Consider the following 25,396-nt stretch of genomic DNA (forward strand, 5'->3'; position numbering starts at 1 on the left):
CGGCATACCCTAAAGACCAGAAACCGGTCGGAGCTGGGGACACCGAAAAATCAAACGCGTATGATGGCCGTATCGTGTTGGGGTTTCATATCAAAAAGGATCACACATTAAACACACCGGGGGATGAAAATCCCCCGGTTTTCTAACCATAATCAGTGATGTCCGGTTAGGTTTTTGGGTTCTGTTGCAAAAAATTATTAATGTCTGATACAAGTCCGTTTTGGCACTAATTTATTTGCAGAGAGATAGTATGAAAAATGAAAACCCTTTCAAGTGGCGTCATTATGAAAAAGAAATCATCCTGTTGAATGTTCGCTGGTATCTGAGATATCAACTGAGTTACAGGAATCTGGAAGAGATGATGCAAGAACGGAGCTTGTCTGTGGATCACAGTACCATTTACCGATGGGTTCAGCGCTATGCTCCTGAAATGGAAAAGCGAAGCAGGAAGTATCTGCGGCAATCAAATGATTCTTACCGTATTGATGAAACATATATCAAGGTGCGGGGGAAAATGAAGTATCTTTACCGAGCGGTCGATTCCCGTGGAAATACCATCGATTTTCTTCTTCGCAGCAGACGTAATATGGAATCTGCCAAACGATTTTTTAAAAAGATGCTGCGAGCTTCCAATAGCTCCAGACCTCGGGTTCTGAGTGTTGACGGAAATCCTGCATATCCTCCGGCAGTAAAGGCTTTGAAAGAAAAAAAGCTTCTGAATAAGGACTGTATCCTAAGACAGAATAAATATCTGAACAATATTATTGAGCAAGACCAACGGTTTATCAAAAAGCTTGTCAGAGCTGGTATGGGGTTCAAGACATTTCATTCTGCCTGGCGGACGCTAAAAGGCTATGAAATTATGAACATGATCAGAAAAGGACAAGTTAAAAATATCAGGAAGGGAGAAATTTTAAAGCAGAAAGAATTCGTCGAAAATCTGTTTTCTTATGCTGCGTAAATTTTACGCCTGAACGATCTCTTTGTCCTGGAAATATTTTTTGCAACAGAACCCCGGGGCATACCCGATGCCGCCATGCCCCTTGCTCAGGACAAACCGATCTCTGTCCGGCTTGTCCGGGTTTGCCGGATCAATATCCATATACTGATAATAAAGAAGGACCAAAATTTCCACCATGCTCAACCCCCCCCGATATGGGCACCGCCTGCCCATTGAGTCACATTCACAATATCCTTTCGGGTCTTCCTGGCTATTTTTTCAAGGTTTTTAATTTCCGGTTCAGATACGGTCATTTTTCCCTCCTCATAAGAGTTTGGTTTTATATTCAATAGGATTGCCTTGTTCGTATAATCGGCATACCCTAAAGGGCAGAAACTGGCCGGGGCCTGGTATTTATTCCTGGCCACAACAAAGAATGAAACGCTTGTGATTGCAATTGGCGTTTCATATAAAAAAAAAGAACTTTGAAAATATAATAAAGAAGCGGTCCCCGGTATGTGGGAAAATTGTTGATAATCCACTTCCTTATCCATTGGTACAGTTAACTGAACAAGTGTTCAGCTAACATGCGTTCGTAAGTAGTGTCAAGATTTAAATTTTGATCCTGGGTTCCTAGGCATCCTGGTCAGAGGGTGTGATGACAGGATACTGTCCCCAGATATGGGAGAAATATTTTTATGATACATCAACGCTGATGGGTTGCATGCCACCTTCTAACAATCGCGTCCAGCAACCCACATGGAGAATAGAGGTCTATCATGTTCAGTAAGGATCAAAGCGGTAAAATACGACAGCTTTAGCCCTTGAACTAAAATCAAAATTCTGATTTTTAAAAGAGATTCTAAAATCCTTTGTCACTTGGCCGATACTTTACTTGTATCTGAATAACGCCTTTTCCGTTCAGGCTGTATTCAAAACAGATTTCTTAATTGGGTATCAAACACAAAAAAATTGTCCATGACCATTTCGAAAAATCCAGCCCATAGCCGTATTCAATTTATCACCCCCTTGACCTTGGGAGTATTTAACGCGGGGGAGGATGGGGGTGTTGAACAGGTTTGCTTTTTTGTTTTGCCAGCAACTGGCTGATGGAATTGATATAGTCTAAATTCATGCAGGGTTTTGACAAATGATCAATACACTGGTCTTTTTGTTTTAAACGTTTAATGGATTCCAAAAATTCAATATTGCCGGAAATAAAAAGAATGGGGATTAAAGGGTCCTTTTTTCTGAGATGGTGATATACATCCATACCGTTTAATTTTCCGGGCAGAATATAGTCTAAACGGTTCTGTTGCAAAAAATATTTCCAGGACAAAGAGATCGTTCAGGCGTAAAATTTACGCAGCATAAGAAAACAGATTTTCGACGAATTCTTTCTGCTTTAAAATTTCTCCCTTCCTGATATTTTTAACTTGTCCTTTTCTGATCATGTTCATAATTTCATAGCCTTTTAGCGTCCGCCAGGCAGAATGAAATGTCTTGAACCCCATACCAGCTCTGACAAGCTTTTTGATAAACCGGTGGTCTTGCTCAATAATATTGTTCAGATATTTATTCTGTCTTAGGATACAGTCCTTATTCAGAAGCTTTTTTTCTTTCAAAGCCTTTACTGCCGGAGGATATGCAGGATTTCCGTCAACACTCAGAACCCGAGGTCTGGAGCTATTGGAAGCTCGCAGCATCTTTTTAAAAAATCGTTTGGCAGATTCCATATTACGTCTGCTGCGAAGAAGAAAATCGATGGTATTTCCACGGGAATCGACCGCTCGGTAAAGATACTTCATTTTCCCCCGCACCTTGATATATGTTTCATCAATACGGTAAGAATCATTTGATTGCCGCAGATACTTCCTGCTTCGCTTTTCCATTTCAGGAGCATAGCGCTGAACCCATCGGTAAATGGTACTGTGATCCACAGACAAGCTCCGTTCTTGCATCATCTCTTCCAGATTCCTGTAACTCAGTTGATATCTCAGATACCAGCGAACATTCAACAGGATGATTTCTTTTTCATAATGACGCCACTTGAAAGGGTTTTCATTTTTCATACTATCTCTCTGCAAATAAATTAGTGCCAAAACGGACTTGTATCAGACATTAATAATTTTTTGCAACAGAACCGTTGAGGATGATACACGGATTGCTGAGATGCATCGGTTTTTTGTTGACAAGGTGTCCGGGTTTGAAGTGGTGGGTATTGCACAGAACTTGGAGCAGACCAGAGAACTTGTGGTTTTGCTGGCTCCGGATCTGATCCTTTTGGACCTTTATATGCCTGACGGCAACGGCATGGAGGTGCTTTTGGAGTTGAGAGGGCAGGGGCGTGCCGTTGATGTGATTCTGATCACGGCGGCAAGGCATGTGAAAGATGTTGATCAGGCCCTTCGTGCCGGAGCCTTTGACTATTTGGTAAAACCTGTGGTTTTTTTACGGTTCGAACAGGCATTGGTCAGGTTTCTTAGCTATCGCCAGCTTTTAAATCAGGGCGATGTTCTGGCCCAGAAGGATATTGATGAACTTAACCGCCCCGGTCTTGCTAAGACTGATGCCGGACCTGACAGCATGCCCAAGGGCATTGATGCGCTGACTTTAAAAAAGGTGAATCAGGTGTTTGACACGGTGGGGGACGATGGGTTTAGTGCCGAAGAGGTTGGAGAAGGGATCGGAGCGAGCCGTTCCACAGCCCGGCGGTACCTGGAATATATGATTACCACGGGCCAGCTGCGGGCGGATGTGATTTACGGCAGTGTGGGGCGTCCTGAACGACGGTATTTTCCACGGGCGCCTGGTGAAATATGACTGAGTTTCTTTCAAGGTAAAATCCCCGCACCTGTGATTTTTATGTTCAGATTATGCTCCGATGAACATTTGTGCCAGAGTATACCCCACGCAGCAGGCAATGATGACCCCGATGAGTCCGGGAACCATAAAACTGTGGTTAAAGTAGTATTTGCCGATCTTTGTGGTGCCGGTAACGTCAAAGTTGCAGGTGGCAATATCCGAAGGATAATTGGGAATGAAAAAATATCCGTAGCATGACGGCATGATACCGATGACAAGGGCGGGCGATAGTCCCATGCCAAGGGCCACAGGAAGCATCATCCTGCAGGTGGCAGCCTGGCTGTTGACCACCACAGAAACAGTGAACATGGCCAGGGCAAAGGTCCAGGGATAATTTTGTACCATTTCAATAATACCGGCCTTGAAACTGGGCAGGGCAAATTTGAAGTAGGTGTCGCTCATCCAGGCAATACCAAAGATGGCAATGGCAGCTACCATGCCTGATTTGAATACCACACCTTCAGGCACTTTGGCGGCATTGGTTTTGGTGACCAGAAGAATCAGACCGCCAAAGGCCAGCATCATCATCTGGATAATGACCGACATCTTGATGGCCTTGGTGCTATCGCCGATGGTCCTGATTTCAGGAAACATGGCAATGACCACAATGGTGATCAGGGCCAGGACAAAAAGAATCACGGACTGGCGGGCTGACCTGGGAAGGGTATCGTTCAATGTGGTGGCCGTGGTCTGTTCTATTTTTTTTCTCCAGTCGGGGTCTTCCATCCGCTTGAGGTAATCCGGGTCATCTTTGAGTTCGGCTCCCCGCCGCATGCTGTAAAGGGACATTGCAACAACCCCGGCAAGGGTTGCAGGAATGGTCACGCCCAAAATGGTGAACAAGGTAATATTGGCATTGATGTCCGTAAGCTGGGAGAGATAATAGACCACTGCCGCTGAAATGGGGCTTGCGGTAATGCCCATCTGGGAAGCAACCGAGGCTGCGGCCATGGGACGTTCCGGCCGGATGTTGTTTTTAAGGGCCACATCCCCGATAATGGGCATGACCGAATATACGGCATGGCCTGTGCCCAGCATAAAGGTCATGATATAGGTCACCAAAGGTCCAAGAAGGGATACCATCTTAGGGTTGGATCTCAGGACTCGTTCTGCCAGCTGGAGCATGTATTTTAAGCCGCCGGCAGCCTCTAAAATGGAGGCGCAGGTCACCACGGCCATGATGATGAGCATGACCGTAATGGGCGGAGAGGTCGGGGGCATCTGAAATACAAACACTTCAACGGCCAGGCCGATTCCTGAGACTACCCCAAGACCGATACTTCCGTACCGGGAGCCCATATACAGCATTAACAGCAAAAATAAAAATTGGATATACAGCATAATCAATACTCCTGTGTAAATTATTGGTTAATCCCTATGTCCCTATCATCGGACATTTAAAACCATGATAGAGAAATTGTGAAAACGGGTAAACCTTGTGAAATTAATGAGTTTTTAATTTTTTGCGTTTATTTTGTTCATTTTGGTTACGGAAAAAAAAGGAGCGATTTGGGTTTACTCAGAAATGATATCCTAAAGTTTTACCGAGAAAATCAGCGGCCAGGCCGATGGCCAGAACTTTTTTCAAGAAATTTAAATTTTTCTTTAGTTTTTTCATGGATTTTCAGTGATGTCCGGTTAGGTTTTTGCTTGCTCAATAATTTTTTGATCTTTGACAATATTGTCCCTGTTTGAACTATGAGAGCCCTGCTCCTCGCAGCCAAACAGGTCATTTAGAATGGCGGTTCGCAGCTGCCGAACTCTTTTGATCGTGACCTTTTCATTAAACTGTTTTTGGCAATGGATTGCCAGTAACAGGTAAGTGATAAGGCCGCCAAGAATCTGAACCATAAGGCCGTATTCACTGCGGGCAATGAGATGATATACCTTCAGATGTTCTTTCCACCATTTGAAAAAATCCTCAATGGTCCACCGGAGTTTATAAATTGTTGCTATTTGTTCCGCTGTTAAATCATGCCTGTCAGTTGCCACATAGTATTTGACGCCAGCAATTTTATAGCCAACAACCCGAACAGGCCTTTTCGTCTGGTTTTGATTCGGAGTACCAAGTTTAACCAGTGCATCATAAAAAATGTAGCTGTCGGAAGGGGTCTCGTGGTTATCAATAATTGTTCTTGTTGTCCTGGTTTTTATACGGCAGACAAAATGTTTGCCTTGCTCCTGAAGCAGGTCAAATTCTTTATGGGATTGATATCCACGATCCATAACACCTGTTTGCCCCTTGGAAAGTATTTTGGGAACAAAAGTGCGTTCAGCGCCGTTGCCTTCAGTCAAAAAGATTTTGTTTGGGATTCCGTGATTAATGTCAAATCCGCAATGTACTTTGGCTTTTTTACTTCCTTTTCTGTAGTTCGCCCAGTGCATTGAAAGGACTGCATTTATGAGACTACCGTCAATGGAAACCAACTCTCCTAACTCGGCGTGTTCACCCGGATGACACTCAAGAGCCTGTTTATAAAGATCCTCAAAGATAAATTGCAGTTGTTCGAGTCCCCTGTGATTGATGGCTTCACAGAAACTACTACGGCTGATACCACCGTCTGGCGCAATATTTTCTTTAGCAAAAACATTCTCCTTGAGATCCTGAATTAAATGTCGGGCAGACTTGTGCTCCTGAAGATGGAAATAAACCAAAGCATTTATCTGGTCTTCGAATGTCATTTTTAAAGGGCGGTCTCCTCGAGATTGTAATTCCGGTGCTTTTGAAAGTGACTTTATCAGAGGGCACCTGAAATTGTCAAAGTTCAGGGACCGTAGTTGTTTTTTAGGGACTGAGATGTGCGTCATTTGAGCTCCTTGAGTTAAATTTTCAAGGCGCACAAAAATTTTTACGCACATTTGTCAACACAAAACAGACTGTTTTTTCAATGATTTTAGATGCTTTTTATATGCAACAACCTAACCGGACACTACTGATGGATTTTATATAATACAAAATATCTGATTTTCGCTTGTTCTCAAAATCCTTTGTAACCATAAGGAATCGTCAAAGGAGAATCCATGACCCTTTCATCCTTATTCAGGTTCATTCCCGGAACCCGCCAGTTGGCGTTGAAAAAGTTTGTTCACACCTTGAATCAGGAGATGATTCCCCTGGAAATCATTGATACAAAAGGACGGACCTGGGCCACGGCCCCCAAAGATATCCGTCACCGTCTTTTTATCAAAGATTCAAGATTCTTTAATGCCCTTTTTTCTCCTGATGCCTATTCCCTGGGCCAGGCCTATATCAAGGGATACTTTGATATATCAGGAAATATCAAAGAATTGTATGAAATGGTATGCACCCGTTTGCTGGGTACGGATCAGCCAAGGGGTATCAAGGGCATTTTTTCAGTCTGGGTCATGGTCTTTTTTCTGACAGGATCCGGGCCAGGGAGAAAAAAACATTTCATATCATTATGATGCCCCTGGTGAGTTTTTTGCGTTTTTTTTAGGTGAAACCATGGGCTATACCTGCGGATATTATGCCCATCCCCATGCCTCAACCTCCCAGGCCCAGAACAATAAAATGGAAATGATCTGCAGAAAACTAAGGTTGAAAAAAGGAGAACACCTTTTAGACATGGGATGCGGGTGGGGAAATTTCGCCGTGTATGCAGCCAAAAAATTTAGGGTAAGGGTGACGGGCATTACCTTGAGCTGCGAGCAAAAAAAATTTGCCGATCAATGGGTGGCCCAGGAAAATCTTGAAGGCCTTGTGACCATCAAAGAGTTAAATTACCGGGATCTTGAAAAAACGGGAATGTTCAGAATTCTGTGTCACGGTTTCGGTTCCCGGATCTGCCTCAGCGCCAGCGGAAGTAAAAGTCAGGTCCGAGAATGGGCCTTCAATCAGCCACGTCGGAGGAGTTGACTTTTGCTGGAGTGGAGTTCCTGGAACCATCTTTTCCATCTGTAAATAAATCCCTATCAAATTCCCAGCTCTTTATCCAGCCGGCCTTCAAAGAAAATTGCTAACTGGGAAATTGTCAGTGACCAATTTTGAATCGGCATTGTCCATTTTTTACTGGCGTTCTGGATCCCCATGTAAAGCAGCTTTAACAGGCTGTCCTGGTTCGGGAATGATCCCTTTGTTTTGGTCAGTTTTCGAAACTGTCGATGCACAGCCTCAATGGTATTTGTGGTGTATATTATCCGTCGAATCTCTTCTGGATATTTAAAGAAATGACTGAGGCGTTCCCAGTTGTTCCGCCAGGATTTTATCACAATCGGGTATTTGTCATTCCATTTATTTTCCAAGATATCCAGTTCTTCTTCGGCCAGATCCTTATTGACCGCTTTATAAACACGTTTTAGATCTGCCATAAATTCCTTTTTATTTTTGGAACCAACGTATTTCAATGAATTTCGGATCTGGTGGACTACGCAGAGTTGAACTTCTGTGTCCGGGAATATGGTCTCAATGGCCTCGGGAAAACCTTTTAGACCATCAACACAGGCAATCAGGATATCTTTTACCCCTCGGTTTGAAAGGTCTGTTAACACCTGCAGCCAGAAGTTCGCACCCTCATTCTCGGATATGTACAGCCCAAGAACCTCTTTGCGGCCCTCGATATTCACCCCAAGAATTGTGTAAACGGCTTTGCTGCCGACCTTTCCGTTTTCTCGTACTTTATAATGTATGGCATCAAGCCATACGATTGGGTACACATTTTCCAACGGCCTGGCCTGCCATTCTTTGACGGTATGGATGATTTTATCGGTAATGGTGCTCAGAGTGGCATTTGAAATCTCAAGTCCATAGATTTCCTGTAAATGGGAAGCCATATCATTATAACTCATGCCCAGGCCGTAAAGGGCTATTATCTTTCTTTCAATTTCATCGCTGAGCGTTGTCTGATGTTTTTTGACGATCTGTGGAGAGAAGGTTCCGGCCCTGTCACGCGGGGTTTCCAGCTCAAATTTACCATCCAGGGATTTAATGGTCTTTTTGCTTTTTCCATTACGGCGGTTGGCAGAAACTTCCTGCCCGAGATGGGACTCCAACTCTCCTTCAAGAGCAGCTTCAGCAAGATTTTTGATTAATGATGTAAGGACGCCGCCCTTACCTGTGAAGGGTTTACCTTCCTGGATGCCTTTAAGGGCTTTTTGAAAATCAAATTCGGTGTTTTCTTCGGTCATGTCAGTTCTCCTTATTTAGCTGAGTATATCAGCTTTCATTCAACTGACACAGAATTTTGAACGCCCTCGAAAAAACCGCCTTTGACAAAATTTCCTGTGTGGGCATGTCCGAGCATGTGGGAAAGGCCAATATGAGACTTTTTTTTCAAATGGCATATGAGGCTCTCAAACCCGGCGGCCTGTTTTTGCAGCACACGATCACGGCAAAACATCAGCCCAAAAAGGGTCATGCCAATTTGTTTTTAAATACCTATATGTTTCCGGGGGGCCAATTACTGCCTGAACAGGATTTGATTGAGACAGCAGCCTTTTGCGGATTTGAATTGTTAAATGCTGAAAATTTCAGACCCCACTACGTTAAAACCCTGGCCCACTGGATTGGGAAGATGGAAAAAAACAAAGAGAAAATCCTGGATCTTGTCCAGGAACATACCTATAGGATTTACCATATTTTTTTTATCGGTTCCCTTGTTTCATTTCAACATCAAAATCTGTTTTATAAACCCAGATCCAGCCAGGTTGAGATGCACTATTTTTCAACCCCTTTTTTAAACAATGAAAGATAAACATCCTGATATTGGCGGGTTTACCCACGGCATTTTTCATAAAAGAAATGTCCTGGCCCATTTATTGTCCTTTACCCGTCAGTTAATGCAGGCAAGACAGGCCGGCCTCGTATACGGAACCGATGCCTCGGAAAAGCATTTTCGGCCGCCCAATCAATGGGACCGCGGGGTTATGGATAAGTTCTCAGGCCGGGGCGCCCGGGGGATTTTTCTGAAGTTTTTAGGCAAACATTGGGCAAGATTAACCGGCATGTCCCCAATCTACCTTTACAGGGCAGATGAAATGGGGACCCGGGTAAAAAAAGACGGCATAACAGCCTATACCCTTCGGAACCACAATGAGTTTTATGACAAGGGAATAAAAATCTTGTTGATTGATAATTTAGATCGTAAATCAACCCAGGTTGAATCTTCTTTTTTTAAACAGGTGAATGTCTCTTCCTATGACGGGAGGTGCTTTAAGCCCCTTCAAAAGTTTTTTGCTGACACAAGTATCATAGACCGGTTTCAGGCGAAAAATTTTATTTCAGCCTATGTGCCGGATTATGGGGCGATCGTGTTTAATACCATCGAAGATACTGGCCTGGTGGATGCGTCAGGGTGCTTTATTCTGGGCAAGGACCTGAAATTAAGGCTTGATTTGTTGACCGCTTCCATAGAAAAGGCCTCTTTGGCACATCTGGGCCGGGTCAGGGGGAAGTCTTCGGCCAGGATGATCTGGAGAAAAGAAAGGGGGCTGAGAAAAACAGCGGTCCGGCTAAAGGAGAAGGCCGCGCTTCTCAAAGAACAGGAAACCTATCTGCTGGCCGTGGGCGCGGTCACCTCTGACCAGCTTAACATGGCGCCTGTCAGTGTCCACGACGGGGTCTACGGGTTCATGGATATGGTCGGCTCTGTCAAGTTGAGCCGGCAGCTTGCCCCGAAGGATTATTTTTTCATACTCAATGCCTGCCATGAAATTGCAGCGGAAAATGCCGGCAGATTCACGTGCCGGGTGGATAATATTATTGGAGATGCCGTATTTTTTCAAAATGTTTCTGTGTTTGATCCGTACCTGGAAAAAATTCCGGGCCCTGTGGAAAGGCTGATGCTGATGACCCTGCTGCTGGCCTCGGTTTTGAGTGAAATCCATCAATTGTTCAAAGGTGGGCATCCCATTGACAGGGAGCGGCGGGTATACAGTTTGGTTAAAGGTCTTGGACGGGATCTTGGATTTCGGGCCGGTATGAATCAGGGCAGGGCAATGGTCGGCCCTTTGGGCAGTAAAAAGAGAAAAATTGTTACTGCCGTAGGAGAAGCCGTAGATCTTGCCTCCCGCCTGGAAAGTTCCGGCAGCCTGGATCATATCCATACAACCGCTTACCTTGCAGGGCTTTTGCAGGAGGCATGGATTTCAACGGAGACCCGCACACTGTATGATTTAGCATGGACCCGGACCGGTCTGGAGTCATGGGCTCAAAAGTCCGGGTTTTATTTTTTTGACTTTTTTAGGGCCCTGTTTAAAATCAACGGTCCAATGGTCCTTGAAATCAACGAGAGTTCCTATAAAGAGTTTTCCATGTCAAATACCCGGCTTATCCGGTGTCTTTCCGACGGCGGGCCCTCAATTTGTTCGGGCATATGATAATCCGTTTTATCCTATCATCAACGGGGAGTTTTAAAGGCCAGGGCATGATCATTCATTGCCTTGATCAGGGCTGTGGTACTCGTTCCTGGTTTCCCATTTCCGATGATTGTCTGGTCTATCTGAACCACGGGCACCACCCCTTTGTTGGTTCCGGTAATAAAGACCTCCTGGGCCTTTTTAAGCTCTGACAGGGGCAGGGGACGCTCACAGACCGTGAATAAATTTTGGGCCAGAGAAAGTACGGCTTTCCGGGTAATTCCTTTTAAAACCCCTTTGGCCGGGGTCACCAGAGTGTTGTTGATAAAGGCAAATAAATTGGAGGTAGTGGCTTCAAGGGCCAGGTGGTTCGAGGTGACATAAATGGCTTCTTCCGCCCCCTCTTTTTTGGCTTTTTTCAGCGCCAGTGCGGCTGAGACATAATCGGTCACCTTGGCATCTGGAAGGGCCCGTTCTTCATAATGGGAAATCACCTTTATTCCTTTGGAATACCAGTGTTCGGGCAGTCTTGGAATATCGGTTGCCAGAACAATGAGCCTGGGATTCTCACCCGGGGTGAAAAAATCAGGACTTGATCCGCCCGTGATCAGAACCCTGATGTTGGCTTCGTCAATGCCCGGGTTTTTTTCCAATACCTTGAGGATGATTTCTTTTATATGGGTTTCAGACCAGGGCAATTTAAGCCCTATTTTTTTGGCCGAGTAGATCAGGCGCTGGATGTGCTCATCAAAAAAAAATGGCCTGCCCTGAATGGTCCGCATAATATCGCATACGGCATACCCCCTGAGAACCGCCAAGTCATCCACCGGAATAACCGCCTGGTCCCAGGGTACAAATTTTCCGTCCACATAGACAATTTTCATAAATCGTTTCCCCAAGATTGAAAAATCATATCTTCTATAGTACAAAAATATAGGTGTAAAATAAATAATTAACCTCAATTGACAGGTCAAAAAATGGGAATACTTGCTGGGATCCGGTATAATTTAAAAGGGGTGGCATTGGCATTTAAGACCCCATCTTTGCTGATGCTCGGTCTGATACGCTTTGTTGTTGTGCTTTTTTTGACCCTGATGCTGTCAGGACTTGTGCTCTATTGGCATAATGAAATTTTGTCCATGATCTGGCAGATGCCCGAGGGCGGCTGGATGATTTATCTTTGGCATTTTGTCTCCTGGGTGCTCTCCTTTGTTCTGGCCGCTGTGGCCATGGTGGTCTCCTATTTGATTGCCCAGCTCTTTTTTTGCGTGTTTATCATGGATTATATGTCCAGAATTACGGAACGGATCATTCTGGGAAAAGAAGTTCCCATTGCCCAGGGATCATGGTTTGGATTCTTTATTTATCTTGTCCGCCAGGAGATTCCAAGGGCCATCATACCGGTGATGATTTCGCTTGTCCTTTTGGTTCTTGGGCTGTTCACCCCTTTGAGCATTGTGATTCTGGTCGCGTCATCCCTGTGTGCCGGCATTTTTCTGGCCTGGGACAATACTGACCTTGTTCCGGCAAGGCGGATGGTGCCGTTCAGTCAGCGGGTGGCTTTTTTAAAGGAAAATATCGGCTTTCACTTGGGCTTTGGCGTGTTGTTCCTTGTCCCGTGGCTTAATATTTTATTTCTCTCTTTTGCACCGGTTGGCGCGACCCTTTATTTTATTGACAAAGAAAGATAGGAAAAAATTGTCTTGGATTTGGTCTGCAAAAAAGTATCTGAGCACGCCCAAAACATGGCCGAGCCTGAGGTTGACCTAGATCCTGTTATTATGTGTAAACATTGTAATTTTTCAGTTACGAAGCCAGGATTTCAAATTTTGGTTTCCCAGAAATTTTCCCATGCCTTTGCCAATCCCCATGGACATGTGTTTGAAATCGGTTGTTTTTCAAGGGCAGACGGATGTGTCGGGGCCTCTATACCCTCGGATGAGTTCACCTGGTTTCCAGGATATGTATGGACCGTTGGACAGTGCCAGTCTTGCTCGACTCAGCTGGGGTGGATTTTTTCTTCGGCAAAGGCTTTAAACCCGGAACGTTTTTTGGGGCTGATTCTGGATCAATTGATTTTTCCATAGAAAAATTTGACAAATGTTGTATTTTTTATCAGTGATGTCCGGTTAGGTTTTTGCTTGCTCAATAATTTTTTGATCTTTGACAATATTGTCCCTGTTTAAACTATGAGAGCCCTGCTCCTCGCAGCCAAACAGGTCATTTAGAATGGCGGTTCGCAGCTGCCGAACTCTTTTGATCGTGACCTTTTCATTAAACTGTTTTTGGCAATGGATTGCCAGTAACAGGTAAGTGATAAGGCCGCCAAGAATCTGAACCATAAGGCCGTATTCACTGCGGGCAATGAGATGATATACCTTCAGATGTTCTTTCCACCATTTGAAAAAATCCTCAATGGTCCACCGGAGTTTATAAATTGTTGCTATTTGTTCCGCTGTTAAATCATGCCTGTCAGTTGCCACATAGTATTTGACGCCAGCAATTTTATAGCCAACAACCCGAACAGGCCTTTTCGTCTGGTTTTGATTCGGAGTACCAAGTTTAACCAGTGCATCATAAAAAATGTAGCTGTCGGAAGGGGTCTCGTGGTTATCAATAATTGTTCTTGTTGTCCTGGTTTTTATACGGCAGACAAAATGTTTGCCTTGCTCCTGAAGCAGGTCAAATTCTTTATGGGATTGATATCCACGATCCATAACACCTGTTTGCCCCTTGGAAAGTATTTTGGGAACAAAAGTGCGTTCAGCGCCGTTGCCTTCAGTCAAAAAGATTTTGTTTGGGATTCCGTGATTAATGTCAAATCCGCAATGTACTTTGGCTTTTTTACTTCCTTTTCTGTAGTTCGCCCAGTGCATTGAAAGGACTGCATTTATGAGACTACCGTCAATGGAAACCAACTCTCCTAACTCGGCGTGTTCACCCGGATGACACTCAAGAGCCTGTTTATAAAGATCCTCAAAGATAAATTGCAGTTGTTCGAGTCCCCTGTGATTGATGGCTTCACAGAAACTACTACGGCTGATACCACCGTCTGGCGCAATATTTTCTTTAGCAAAAACATTCTCCTTGAGATCCTGAATTAAATGTCGGGCAGACTTGTGCTCCTGAAGATGGAAATAAACCAAAGCATTTATCTGGTCTTCGAATGTCATTTTTAAAGGGCGGTCTCCTCGAGATTGTAATTCCGGTGCTTTTGAAAGTGACTTTATCAGAGGGCACCTGAAATTGTCAAAGTTCAGGGACCGTAGTTGTTTTTTAGGGACTGAGATGTGCGTCATTTGAGCTCCTTGAGTTAAATTTTCAAGGCGCACAAAAATTTTTACGCACATTTGTCAACACAAAACCGACTGTTTTTTCAATGATTTTAGATGCTTTTTATATGCAACAACCTAACCGGACACTACTGATTTTTTATATAATTTAAAGACTGGTTCCTGTTTTAATTTCTAAATCTTCCAATACTGCTGCACCATTTTCCGTATTTTTTTAATGTTTTAACCTAACCTTATGAAGACCAGGTAAGGAGTTTTTATTATGGAAGAACACGTCAAGGGCCGTGAGATGCCGACGATCCCGACAAAAAGCATTTATATGAAACGCTCGCCTGTTGACCGAAGATCCCCGGTTGACAGACGGATTTTGGATATGGGGCCTGGATAACCTCAATGACTATTACGATATCACCCTGAAAAAAGAAAGGCTCAACCGTCTAAAACCCGGTTCATCAGAAAATCGCGTACCTGGACTGAGAAACATCACTGGGAAGGCAATAACACAGTAAGGATTTTTATGCTTGAAATGATGGTGTGAACATGATCATGTTCTAATTTTTTTGTGTTATTCGCACAAAATCGGAGAATGAATTAATGTCCACAAGCTTCATATACCATGCCTTTGGCCTTCGTGACTACTTTTATAAAACAACACGTTTCATCGGTGGAATAATCACTTTTGAACTCATACCAAAACCGGAGGCGGTAAAATGCCCGGAATGTAATTCCAGGTCCGTCACCAGGAAAGGGATTGTGACAAGAGATCTCAGAACAATACCGGTAGGTTCAAAACCCGTGATTCTCAGGACGGCTATCCAGAGAATTTGGTGTTCGTTCTGTCAATTTGTCCGGCAAATCAAACTATCCTTTGCCCAGGAGGGGAAAAGCTATACCCGGGCTTTTGAACGGTATGTCTTGGAGTTGTCTCAGTTCATGACAATCAAAGATATTGCCATCCATTTAAGGATCAGCTGGGATACGATAAAGCAGATCCAGAAAGAAGACCTGCTGAGGCGTTATCGAAATATCCCCCTTGAGAAAGTCCGGCAGATTGCCATAGATGAAATTTCCATAGGGAAAGGGCATAAATACTTGACCATCGTGATGGATCTGGAATCCGGTAGAATTCTGCACGTGGGAGAAGGAAAAGGTGGTGAAGCTTTGAAATCTTTTTGGACAAAAGTGAAAATATCGAAAGCAAAAATCAAAGCCGTCAGCATCGATATGTCCCCGGCATACTTGAGTGCTGTTATTGAAAATCTTTCTGGTTCAGCAATTGTCTTTGACAGATTTCATGTTGTTAAATTGTTCAATGAGAAACTGTCGGATTTCAGGCGAAAGCTCTACAACCTTCTTGCCAATACCGGGCAACAAAAACTTCTGAAGGGAGTCCGGTGGCTTTTGTTAAAAAATCCCGAAAACCTCAGTGATGACAAGAAGGAGGCCCAACGGTTAGAAGAAGCATTGAAAATAAATCAGCCGCTATTGGTAGTCTACTACATGAAAGAGGAACTCAGGCAAATATGGAATCAAAAGAAAAAAGAAACAGCTGAAAAGATAGTCAGCAATTGGATCAATCTGGCCAATATTTCCAAAATTCCAATGTTGATGAAATTTGCCAAGACCTTGGCTGTGCACAGGCAAAGAATCCTTTCATACTATGATTACAGGATATCTACAGGTCCTTTAGAAGGGACAAATAACAAGATAAAAACCATGAAACGGAAAGCTTATGGATACAGGGATTCGGAGTTTTTCAGGTTGAAACTTTTGGACCTTCACAATAAAAGGTACGCATTAATCGGATGAACCTAAAACCCTATCCGGATTTTGAGTTTCATTTTCTTGACCTGGCTGACCGGCCGGGAATAAAAGCGTTGTTTGATTCCCATGAATTTGATTGTGTGGTAAATCTGGCTGCCCAGGCAGGCGTAAGGTACAGCATTGAAAATCCTGCCTCTTACGTGGATTCCAACATGGTGGGATTCGGCAATATTCTTGAAGGTTGCCGTCATTCATCGGTCAAACACCTGGTTTATGCCTCCTCAAGTTCAGTGTACGGATTGAACACTGCCATGCCCTTTTCAGTGGACCATAATGTGGACCATCCGGTCTCCCTTTATGCGGCATCAAAAAAGGCCAATGAACTCATGGCCCATACTTACAGCTATCTGTACAATCTGCCCACCACAGGCCTGCGGTTTTTTACCGTATACGGGCCTTGGGGAAGGCCTGACATGGCCCTTTTTCTCTTTACCCGCGCCATTTTGGCAGACAAGCCCATTCAGGTGTTTAACAATGGAAAAATGCAGCGGGATTTTACCTATATTGATGATATTGTCCAGGGGGTGATGCGGGTGATGAAAAATACGCCCGAGCCAGATCCTGAATGGGATCCCCAAGCACCAGGCCCTGCCTCAAGCTGTGTCCCCTATAAGTTGTATAATATCGGAAACAACCAGCCTGTTGCGCTCATGGATTTTGTTCATGCCGTGGAAGAGGCCATTGGTAAAAAAGCCAAGGTTGATTACCTGCCCATGCAGCCCGGAGATGTCAAAGCCACCTGGGCTGATGTTGATGGACTGATTTCAGATATTGGATTTAAACCGGCCATGTCTGTGCGCCAGGGGGTAAAAAAATTTGTAGACTGGTATAAAGAATATTATGGTTCAGTAGTGTCCGGTTAGGTTGTTGCATATAAAAAGCATCTAAAATCATTGAAAAAACAGTCGGTTTTGTGTTGACAAATGTGCGTAAAAATTTTTGTGCGCCTTGAAAATTTAACTCAAGGAGCTCAAATGACGCACATCTCAGTCCCTAAAAAACAACTACGGTCCCTGAACTTTGACAATTTCAGGTGCCCTCTGATAAAGTCACTTTCAAAAGCACCGGAATTACAATCTCGAGGAGACCGCCCTTTAAAAATGACATTCGAAGACCAGATAAATGCTTTGGTTTATTTCCATCTTCAGGAGCACAAGTCTGCCCGACATTTAATTCAGGATCTCAAGGAGAATGTTTTTGCTAAAGAAAATATTGCGCCAGACGGTGGTATCAGCCGTAGTAGTTTCTGTGAAGCCATCAATCACAGGGGACTCGAACAACTGCAATTTATCTTTGAGGATCTTTATAAACAGGCTCTTGAGTGTCATCCGGGTGAACACGCCGAGTTAGGAGAGTTGGTTTCCATTGACGGTAGTCTCATAAATGCAGTCCTTTCAATGCACTGGGCGAACTACAGAAAAGGAAGTAAAAAAGCCAAAGTACATTGCGGATTTGACATTAATCACGGAATCCCAAACAAAATCTTTTTGACTGAAGGCAACGGCGCTGAACGCACTTTTGTTCCCAAAATACTTTCCAAGGGGCAAACAGGTGTTATGGATCGTGGATATCAATCCCATAAAGAATTTGACCTGCTTCAGGAGCAAGGCAAACATTTTGTCTGCCGTATAAAAACCAGGACAACAAGAACAATTATTGATAACCACGAGACCCCTTCCGACAGCTACATTTTTTATGATGCACTGGTTAAACTTGGTACTCCGAATCAAAACCAGACGAAAAGGCCTGTTCGGGTTGTTGGCTATAAAATTGCTGGCGTCAAATACTATGTGGCAACTGACAGGCATGATTTAACAGCGGAACAAATAGCAACAATTTATAAACTCCGGTGGACCATTGAGGATTTTTTCAAATGGTGGAAAGAACATCTGAAGGTATATCATCTCATTGCCCGCAGTGAATACGGCCTTATGGTTCAGATTCTTGGCGGCCTTATCACTTACCTGTTACTGACAATCCATTGCCAAAAACAGTTTAATGAAAAGGTCACGATCAAAAGAGTTCGGCAGCTGCGAACCGCCATTCTAAATGACCTGTTTGGCTGCGAGGAGCAGGGCTCTCATAGTTTAAACAGGGACAATATTGTCAAAGATCAAAAAATTATTGAGCAAGCAAAAACCGGTTCTGTTGCAAAAAATATTTCCAGGACAAAGAGATCGTTCAGGCGTAAAATTTACGCAGCATAAGAAAACAGATTTTCGACGAATTCTTTCTGCTTTAAAATTTCTCCCTTCCTGATATTTTTAACTTGTCCTTTTCTGATCATGTTCATAATTTCATAGCCTTTTAGCGTCCGCCAGGCAGAATGAAATGTCTTGAACCCCATACCAGCTCTGACAAGCTTTTTGATAAACCGGTGGTCTTGCTCAATAATATTGTTCAGATATTTATTCTGTCTTAGGATACAGTCCTTATTCAGAAGCTTTTTTTCTTTCAAAGCCTTTACTGCCGGAGGATATGCAGGATTTCCGTCAACACTCAGAACCCGAGGTCTGGAGCTATTGGAAGCTCGCAGCATCTTTTTAAAAAATCGTTTGGCAGATTCCATATTACGTCTGCTGCGAAGAAGAAAATCGATGGTATTTCCACGGGAATCGACCGCTCGGTAAAGATACTTCATTTTCCCCCGCACCTTGATATATGTTTCATCAATACGGTAAGAATCATTTGATTGCCGCAGATACTTCCTGCTTCGCTTTTCCATTTCAGGAGCATAGCGCTGAACCCATCGGTAAATGGTACTGTGATCCACAGACAAGCTCCGTTCTTGCATCATCTCTTCCAGATTCCTGTAACTCAGTTGATATCTCAGATACCAGCGAACATTCAACAGGATGATTTCTTTTTCATAATGACGCCACTTGAAAGGGTTTTCATTTTTCATACTATCTCTCTGCAAATAAATTAGTGCCAAAACGGACTTGTATCAGACATTAATAATTTTTTGCAACAGAACCGTCTAAACTGATTAAATCGTAATGGTTTGTTTCAAACAGATCTATTGCCGCCTGCCCGTTGGACGCGACATCAACGGCATGGGAGCAGGGGGGATGGGTTAAAACGTTAAATTGAATGTCTGCGATGGCAGGTTCATCTTCAACCAAAAGAATCTGTTTGTTATAATGCCGGGTGGTGTCTCTTATTTTTTGTTCTTCTTTTGAGGTTAATTGTTTTCTGATGATGGGCAGGCAGATACGGACTCTGGTGCCGTGGCCTGCCTGGGAGGTAACTGAAATACGGCCCTTATGAAGTTCAACATATTTTTTAACATTGGCCATTCCATATCCTGTTCCCTTTATACCCGGTTCGTATGCCCCTTTTTCATCCCGGCTGCCTTTTAAGGTAAACGAGGGTTCATAGATATTGTCAAGGTGCTCCTCGGGTATGCCGCATCCATTATCCTGGATTTCAAAAACGATATTGTCATTCACGGCATATGCCCGGATGATAATTTGGGGGGCTTGAGAAAGGCTTAAGGCATGTATGGAATTTTGAAACAGATTGACAAGGGCATGTTCGATCATTCCGGGGTCGGCAATGATCTCTAATGGCACCAGGTCCTTTTTGATGACCTCAATTGTGTCCAAATCATTTTTTACAAGGTTGATAACAAAATCGATTTTTTCATTGATCAAAAAGGATTCCTGCCTGGGCTCCGTGCTTTTTGCAAATGTAATCAAGTTTTTGGTTAGATTTTTTCCCCTCAGGGTCTGGTTGAATATCAGGTCCAGGGTCTTTCTAATCTCAGGATCATGAGTGTTTATCAGGGCAAGTTCCGCATGGCCCATGATAATGCCCAAAACATTGTTAAAATCATGGGCCATTTTTCCTGCAATCTGTCCGACCAAGGCCAGTTTTTTGTGCTCTCCTGCAATGATCTGGGCATTGATTTTTTCTTTCTCATTCTTTTTTTGTTCACAGATATCCCGGGTGATGCCCAGAATGCTTTCCGGGGTATTGTCAGGACCCAGGATTATTCTTGCATGAATGCTTGTCCAGATAATTGTGCCGTCCTTGCAGTATTGTTCAGCTTCAAAACTAACCGGATCCCATGCAGCCTTATCTTTTGCCTCAACTTGTTTGAGTTTGCTTTTATACAGGCTTATGGCCATGTCAAAAGATTCGGGGAGCAGGGTCTGCTCTATGGATTTTTTCATGAATTCCTGGGGGGTGTATCCTTGTACCTGGAGGATTGAAGGACTGATATAGGTGAAGTTGAGATTCATGTCCGTTGTCCAGATCACATCTGCAACATTGTCCGCCATTAAACGATATCGTTTTTCATTTGAATTCAGACCCTTTAGCAAAGCCGCCACGGAAAATGAGGTGATGGCATTGAGTACGATGAAATTAAACCCTGTTGAGATCATCGTCTGGGGGGATTTAAAAAATGGAAAATCAATTCCCATTTTTTTTGTGGAAACGAGCAGCCCAATAATTAAGGTTCATCCGATTAATGCGTACCTTTTATTGTGAAGGTCCAAAAGTTTCAACCTGAAAAACTCCGAATCCCTGTATCCATAAGCTTTCCGTTTCATGGTTTTTATCTTGTTATTTGTCCCTTCTAAAGGACCTGTAGATATCCTGTAATCATAGTATGAAAGGATTCTTTGCCTGTGCACAGCCAAGGTCTTGGCAAATTTCATCAACATTGGAATTTTGGAAATATTGGCCAGATTGATCCAATTGCTGACTATCTTTTCAGCTGTTTCTTTTTTCTTTTGATTCCATATTTGCCTGAGTTCCTCTTTCATGTAGTAGACTACCAATAGCGGCTGATTTATTTTCAATGCTTCTTCTAACCGTTGGGCCTCCTTCTTGTCATCACTGAGGTTTTCGGGATTTTTTAACAAAAGCCACCGGACTCCCTTCAGAAGTTTTTGTTGCCCGGTATTGGCAAGAAGGTTGTAGAGCTTTCGCCTGAAATCCGACAGTTTCTCATTGAACAATTTAACAACATGAAATCTGTCAAAGACAATTGCTGAACCAGAAAGATTTTCAATAACAGCACTCAAGTATGCCGGGGACATATCGATGCTGACGGCTTTGATTTTTGCTTTCGATATTTTCACTTTTGTCCAAAAAGATTTCAAAGCTTCACCACCTTTTCCTTCTCCCACGTGCAGAATTCTACCGGATTCCAGATCCATCACGATGGTCAAGTATTTATGCCCTTTCCCTATGGAAATTTCATCTATGGCAATCTGCCGGACTTTCTCAAGGGGGATATTTCGATAACGCCTCAGCAGGTCTTCTTTCTGGATCTGCTTTATCGTATCCCAGCTGATCCTTAAATGGATGGCAATATCTTTGATTGTCATGAACTGAGACAACTCCAAGACATACCGTTCAAAAGCCCGGGTATAGCTTTTCCCCTCCTGGGCAAAGGATAGTTTGATTTGCCGGACAAATTGACAGAACGAACACCAAATTCTCTGGATAGCCGTCCTGAGAATCACGGGTTTTGAACCTACCGGTATTGTTCTGAGATCTCTTGTCACAATCCCTTTCCTGGTGACGGACCTGGAATTACATTCCGGGCATTTTACCGCCTCCGGTTTTGGTATGAGTTCAAAAGTGATTATTCCACCGATGAAACGCGTTGTTTTATAAAAGTAGTCACGAAGGCCAAAGGCATGGTATATGAAGCTTGTGGACATTAATTCATTCTCCGATTTTGTGCGAATAACACAAAAAAATTAGAACATGATCATGTTCACACCATCATTTCAAGCATAAAAATCCTTACTGTGTTATTGCCTTCCCAGTGATGTTTCTCAGTCCAGGTACGCGATTTTCTGATGAACCATAATTAAAAGGGTAACGGCATTTAATGTAATGGCCACAATGGCGGCATGGTTTCCCATGAGAATACCGGCAAGAACGGCAAACGCAAACAACCAGGCAGGTCCCCCGCTCAGGGGGCCGTCAGACAGGATGACGCTCACCCCGATTACATAGAAGGCTAAAAGGGTGGCAGACGCCCTGATCTCAAATCGGATTTTGTGTACAAACAAAAAGACAAGACAGAGGATAAGTCCTGTTAAATCAATCATGGCCAGGCCCCAGGCATTTTCTTTGAAAATTAAAACACCTGATGGGATTAGATCTATGGATCCGAATACCAGAGCGGCAACTAAGATTGAAGATAAAACATATGCCCGCCATCGATAAAGGCTGTCCTGATCGGATGAGTATGGCCAGGCGATTATGCGGATTAAAGATCTTTGGAAAGACCGGAAAGATTTCAGTCCACCATTATTATGGATAAAGGTATTAATTTTTTTTAGATTCCTGAATTTGGTGATTCCCGTGTTGTAAAACCCTAATTAGAGATAATATAGAGAAATTTACTAATTTACAAAAGATTTAGGATAATTTTTGCTTGTTTTGGGGGTTCTAATGATCCATCTCATTTCGGATCTGCCCCGGCAAGGACAAAATGAAAAATATTCATGGTACAGGTTCTTTTATCTGATATCGAAAATAAGATTGGCCTGTGGTATATTGCTGCCCAAGAGGAGAACCCCCTTATCAACCACGAGATATGAAATAAGAGTATACTGGACAATTTTATGACGCTCAATTCCGGAAACATACCCCGCACCATATTGCGACGGGCAAGGCGGATATTTTTTCATTGTTATCCGGCATCCCTCTATGGCCAGATGCTGATTTTGGTTTTTCTAGTGGTCTTTGGAGGCCTTATGGTTAGCCTGGCTATTTTTGCCTCGTTTATCGCAGATATTTCCAAAAGTCAGATCAGCAAACGCGCCCTGGATATCGGTCATTGCCTGGCACAGATGCCTGTGGTCCAACAGGTGCTGACTCAGGGGACGGATCCTGAAAAAAGACTTCAGGAATTGGCCGAACAGGTGAGGCTGAAAACCGGGGCCCAGTTTGTTGTTATTGCCGATAAAAACAGTTTTCGGTATTCCCATCCCGACCCTGAAAAAATTGGTCAAAGGTTTGTCGGTTCGGATGAAGTCGATGCCCTGACTCTGGGCAAAGCCTATGTTTCAGAGGCCACCGGCACATTGGGACTATCCCTTCGCAGTCTTGTTCCTGTCTTTAATTTCCAGGGCAAGGTGATTGGATTTGTATCTGTGGGATATCTTCAAACCCAGGTTGTCGGGACCATTCAAGGTTACCAAAGAGAGCCTGCCACCCTGGTTTTTATGCTCTTTGTAGTGGTGCTTTTAGGGGCCAGCGGCATTGCCAGGTATGTGAAAAAGCAGACCCTTGGCCTTGAGCCCAGGCAAATTTCTTCTTTGTATCTGGATCGTCAGGCCATCTTTGAATCCATCCAGAACGGCATCATTGCCGTGGGGGGAAAGGGGGAAATTCGGCTGATCAACCAGGCGGCAATTGATTTTTGCAGGTTTGAAAACCAGGAGAGTCTGATTGGTAAATCCATAGATGAAGTTTTTGTCCACAGTGATTTTTTAAGCCTTTTAAAGGGCCGAAAAAGAATTGTCCCCCATGAGTTTACAGTGGATGGGAAGCCTGTGTTGTTCACGGCTTTTCCCATTGAGTATTCAGAAAAGGTTCAGGGACTTGTGGCAAGTTTCAGCCCCTTGGAAGATTTTTACAGGCTCAGGAAAAAATTGCGCCACACCCTTGAGTTTTCAGAAATGCTCAGGGTCCAGGCCCATGAATATTCAAACAAGCTGCATACCCTGGCAGGGCTGTTACAGATGAAATCTTACCAGGAGGCCATTGAACTTGTGACCCGGGAGTCCTCAGGGCTCCAGAATTTGATTGGGATGCTGGCCCGTGCCGTGCCCCATCCTGCCCTTGCCGCCATTATCATGGGCAAGTATAACCGGGCCCTGGAAATGAAGGTGACCTTTGATTTTAATCCAGATTCCACCATGGAAAAGATTCCGGATGATTATGATTTTGACAAGCTTGTGACCATTTTAGGCAACCTTTTGGACAACGCTCTGGAAGCGGCCCTTAAATCGCCCGCCAGATCAAATGGCCAGTCTCCTTGCATCAGGCTTTTTATGACAGACTACGGCCATGATTTGATTTTTGAAATAGAAGATTCAGGACCGGGTATTTGCCTGGACTGTCAGGACCGGATTTTTTCCAAGGGGTATTCCACCAAACAATCGATCAAGGGGCTGGACAATATCCACGGGGTCGGTCTTTTTTTGGTGGATCAATATGTAACGGACCTGAACGGTCAGGTCATTGTTTCTACAGGGGAACTGGGCGGTGCCCTGTTTACCTTAAGTCTTCCCAAACAGGTAAAGGAGTCTTGATGAACCCGATTCGCGTACTGGTGGTTGAGGAGGTTCTGTTGCAAAAAATATTTCCAGGACAAAGAGATCGTTCAGGCGTAAAATTTACGCAGCATAAGAAAACAGATTTTCGACGAATTCTTTCTGCTTTAAAATTTCTCCCTTCCTGATATTTTTAACTTGTCCTTTTCTGATCATGTTCATAATTTCATAGCCTTTTAGCGTCCGCCAGGCAGAATGAAATGTCTTGAACCCCATACCAGCTCTGACAAGCTTTTTGATAAACCGGTGGTCTTGCTCAATAATATTGTTCAGATATTTATTCTGTCTTAGGATACAGTCCTTATTCAGAAGCTTTTTTTCTTTCAAAGCCTTTACTGCCGGAGGATATGCAGGATTTCCGTCAACACTCAGAACCCGAGGTCTGGAGCTATTGGAAGCTCGCAGCATCTTTTTAAAAAATCGTTTGGCAGATTCCATATTACGTCTGCTGCGAAGAAGAAAATCGATGGTATTTCCACGGGAATCGACCGCTCGGTAAAGATACTTCATTTTCCCCCGCACCTTGATATATGTTTCATCAATACGGTAAGAATCATTTGATTGCCGCAGATACTTCCTGCTTCGCTTTTCCATTTCAGGAGCATAGCGCTGAACCCATCGGTAAATGGTACTGTGATCCACAGACAAGCTCCGTTCTTGCATCATCTCTTCCAGATTCCTGTAACTCAGTTGATATCTCAGATACCAGCGAACATTCAACAGGATGATTTCTTTTTCATAATGACGCCACTTGAAAGGGTTTTCATTTTTCATACTATCTCTCTGCAAATAAATTAGTGCCAAAACGGACTTGTATCAGACATTAATAATTTTTTGCAACAGAACCA

23 protein-coding genes and 2 pseudogenes are annotated in these 25,396 nt (G+C 43.6%); 12 read left to right on the forward strand and 13 right to left on the reverse strand.

Going from position 1 to position 25,396, the window contains the following annotated elements; translation table 11 throughout:
- Positions 1-250: 250 nt before the first annotated feature.
- Positions 251-961, forward strand: a complete 711-nt coding sequence (locus tag HUN05_15825; protein WDP86412.1) for an IS6 family transposase — start codon at positions 251-253, stop codon at positions 959-961.
- A gap of 3 nt (positions 962-964) precedes the next feature.
- Here the strand turns inward: HUN05_15825 and HUN05_15830 are convergent.
- From HUN05_15830 to HUN05_15840, 3 genes and pseudogenes are all read right to left on the reverse strand, one after another.
- Positions 965-1,254: pseudogene (locus tag HUN05_15830) on the reverse strand (hypothetical protein).
- Between the two features lie 731 nt (positions 1,255-1,985).
- Complete coding sequence (locus tag HUN05_15835) at positions 1,986-2,261, reverse strand: response regulator (GenBank protein ID WDP86413.1); 276 nt, start codon at positions 2,259-2,261, stop codon at positions 1,986-1,988.
- Between the two features lie 40 nt (positions 2,262-2,301).
- Positions 2,302-3,012 (reverse strand): IS6 family transposase, encoded by a 711-nt coding sequence (locus tag HUN05_15840; GenBank protein ID WDP86414.1) that lies wholly within the window; start codon positions 3,010-3,012, stop codon positions 2,302-2,304.
- Positions 3,013-3,112: 100 nt separating this feature from the next.
- On the opposite strand from HUN05_15840, the gene HUN05_15845 reads away from it, so the two are divergent.
- On the forward strand, positions 3,113-3,763 hold the full coding sequence (locus HUN05_15845; protein ID WDP86415.1) for a response regulator: 651 nt from the start codon (positions 3,113-3,115) through the stop codon (positions 3,761-3,763).
- Between the two features lie 51 nt (positions 3,764-3,814).
- Here the strand turns inward: HUN05_15845 and HUN05_15850 are convergent, their stop codons facing one another.
- A complete protein-coding gene (locus HUN05_15850) occupies positions 3,815-5,146 on the reverse strand; it encodes an anaerobic C4-dicarboxylate transporter (GenBank protein WDP86416.1) in 1,332 nt (443 codons plus the stop codon).
- 297 nt (positions 5,147-5,443) lie between these two features.
- Complete coding sequence (locus HUN05_15855; protein WDP88096.1) at positions 5,444-6,613, reverse strand: IS4 family transposase; 1,170 nt, start codon at positions 6,611-6,613, stop codon at positions 5,444-5,446.
- Positions 6,614-6,826: 213 nt separating this feature from the next.
- Here HUN05_15855 and HUN05_15860 point away from each other — a divergent pair, with 213 nt between their 5' ends.
- Positions 6,827-7,231, forward strand: coding sequence for a hypothetical protein (locus HUN05_15860; protein ID WDP86417.1), 405 nt, complete (start codon positions 6,827-6,829; stop codon positions 7,229-7,231).
- On the forward strand, positions 7,215-7,682 hold the full coding sequence (locus tag HUN05_15865) for a class I SAM-dependent methyltransferase (protein WDP88097.1): 468 nt from the start codon (positions 7,215-7,217) through the stop codon (positions 7,680-7,682). The genes HUN05_15860 and HUN05_15865 overlap by 17 nt, the downstream gene beginning before the upstream one ends.
- 56 nt (positions 7,683-7,738) lie before the next feature.
- Here HUN05_15865 and HUN05_15870 read toward each other — a convergent pair whose 3' ends face one another.
- Entirely contained in the window at positions 7,739-8,950 is a 1,212-nt protein-coding gene (locus HUN05_15870; protein WDP86418.1) for an IS256 family transposase, read from the reverse strand.
- A gap of 56 nt (positions 8,951-9,006) precedes the next feature.
- Here HUN05_15870 and HUN05_15875 point away from each other — a divergent pair, with 56 nt between their 5' ends.
- On the forward strand, positions 9,007-9,516 hold the full coding sequence (locus HUN05_15875) for a class I SAM-dependent methyltransferase (GenBank protein ID WDP86419.1): 510 nt from the start codon (positions 9,007-9,009) through the stop codon (positions 9,514-9,516).
- Between the two features lie 172 nt (positions 9,517-9,688).
- Positions 9,689-11,140: an adenylate/guanylate cyclase domain-containing protein gene (locus tag HUN05_15880; GenBank protein ID WDP86420.1), complete on the forward strand. Its 1,452-nt coding sequence runs from the start codon at positions 9,689-9,691 to the stop codon at positions 11,138-11,140.
- Positions 11,141-11,160: 20 nt separating this feature from the next.
- On the opposite strand, the gene HUN05_15885 is transcribed toward HUN05_15880, so the two are convergent.
- Positions 11,161-12,003, reverse strand: a complete 843-nt coding sequence (locus HUN05_15885; GenBank protein ID WDP86421.1) for an aminotransferase class IV — start codon at positions 12,001-12,003, stop codon at positions 11,161-11,163.
- Between the two features lie 93 nt (positions 12,004-12,096).
- On the opposite strand from HUN05_15885, the gene HUN05_15890 reads away from it, so the two are divergent.
- The gene (locus HUN05_15890) at positions 12,097-12,810 is read left to right on the forward strand and encodes an EI24 domain-containing protein (protein WDP86422.1); all 714 of its coding nucleotides are present in this window, start codon (positions 12,097-12,099) and stop codon (positions 12,808-12,810) included.
- Positions 12,811-12,816: 6 nt separating this feature from the next.
- Positions 12,817-13,206, forward strand: coding sequence for a hypothetical protein (locus HUN05_15895; GenBank protein WDP88098.1), 390 nt, complete (start codon positions 12,817-12,819; stop codon positions 13,204-13,206).
- 42 nt (positions 13,207-13,248) lie between these two features.
- On the opposite strand, the gene HUN05_15900 is transcribed toward HUN05_15895, so the two are convergent.
- Positions 13,249-14,418 (reverse strand): IS4 family transposase, encoded by a 1,170-nt coding sequence (locus HUN05_15900; protein WDP88099.1) that lies wholly within the window; start codon positions 14,416-14,418, stop codon positions 13,249-13,251.
- A 588-nt stretch (positions 14,419-15,006) separates the two neighbouring features.
- Between HUN05_15900 and HUN05_15905 the strand changes: the two genes are divergently transcribed.
- The 3 genes and pseudogenes from HUN05_15905 (at position 15,007) to HUN05_15915 (ending at position 18,296) form a co-directional block, all read left to right on the forward strand.
- Positions 15,007-16,221, forward strand: coding sequence for an ISL3 family transposase (locus HUN05_15905; GenBank protein ID WDP86423.1), 1,215 nt, complete (start codon positions 15,007-15,009; stop codon positions 16,219-16,221).
- Complete coding sequence (locus tag HUN05_15910; protein ID WDP86424.1) at positions 16,218-17,099, forward strand: GDP-mannose 4,6-dehydratase; 882 nt, start codon at positions 16,218-16,220, stop codon at positions 17,097-17,099. The genes HUN05_15905 and HUN05_15910 overlap by 4 nt, the downstream gene beginning before the upstream one ends.
- A 111-nt stretch (positions 17,100-17,210) precedes the next feature.
- Positions 17,211-18,296: pseudogene (locus tag HUN05_15915) on the forward strand (IS4 family transposase).
- 134 nt (positions 18,297-18,430) lie between these two features.
- Here HUN05_15915 and HUN05_15920 read toward each other — a convergent pair.
- From HUN05_15920 to HUN05_15935, 4 genes are all read right to left on the reverse strand, one after another.
- Positions 18,431-19,141 (reverse strand): IS6 family transposase, encoded by a 711-nt coding sequence (locus tag HUN05_15920; protein ID WDP86425.1) that lies wholly within the window; start codon positions 19,139-19,141, stop codon positions 18,431-18,433.
- A gap of 49 nt (positions 19,142-19,190) precedes the next feature.
- On the reverse strand, positions 19,191-20,666 hold the full coding sequence (locus HUN05_15925; GenBank protein WDP86426.1) for a PAS domain S-box protein: 1,476 nt from the start codon (positions 20,664-20,666) through the stop codon (positions 19,191-19,193).
- A 36-nt stretch (positions 20,667-20,702) separates the two neighbouring features.
- The gene (locus HUN05_15930) at positions 20,703-21,917 is read right to left on the reverse strand and encodes an ISL3 family transposase (protein ID WDP86427.1); all 1,215 of its coding nucleotides are present in this window, start codon (positions 21,915-21,917) and stop codon (positions 20,703-20,705) included.
- 117 nt (positions 21,918-22,034) lie between these two features.
- Positions 22,035-22,313 (reverse strand): hypothetical protein, encoded by a 279-nt coding sequence (locus tag HUN05_15935; GenBank protein WDP86428.1) that lies wholly within the window; start codon positions 22,311-22,313, stop codon positions 22,035-22,037.
- A 651-nt stretch (positions 22,314-22,964) separates the two neighbouring features.
- Between HUN05_15935 and HUN05_15940 the strand changes: the two genes are divergently transcribed.
- The gene (locus HUN05_15940) at positions 22,965-24,527 is read left to right on the forward strand and encodes a sensor histidine kinase (protein ID WDP86429.1); all 1,563 of its coding nucleotides are present in this window, start codon (positions 22,965-22,967) and stop codon (positions 24,525-24,527) included.
- Positions 24,528-24,611: 84 nt separating this feature from the next.
- Here the strand turns inward: HUN05_15940 and HUN05_15945 are convergent, their stop codons facing one another.
- Complete coding sequence (locus HUN05_15945) at positions 24,612-25,322, reverse strand: IS6 family transposase (GenBank protein WDP86430.1); 711 nt, start codon at positions 25,320-25,322, stop codon at positions 24,612-24,614.
- Positions 25,323-25,396: the final 74 nt, after the last annotated feature.

The sequence above is a fragment of the Desulfobacter sp. genome (assembly GCA_028768545.1).
Lineage (GTDB): Bacteria > Desulfobacterota > Desulfobacteria > Desulfobacterales > Desulfobacteraceae > Desulfobacter.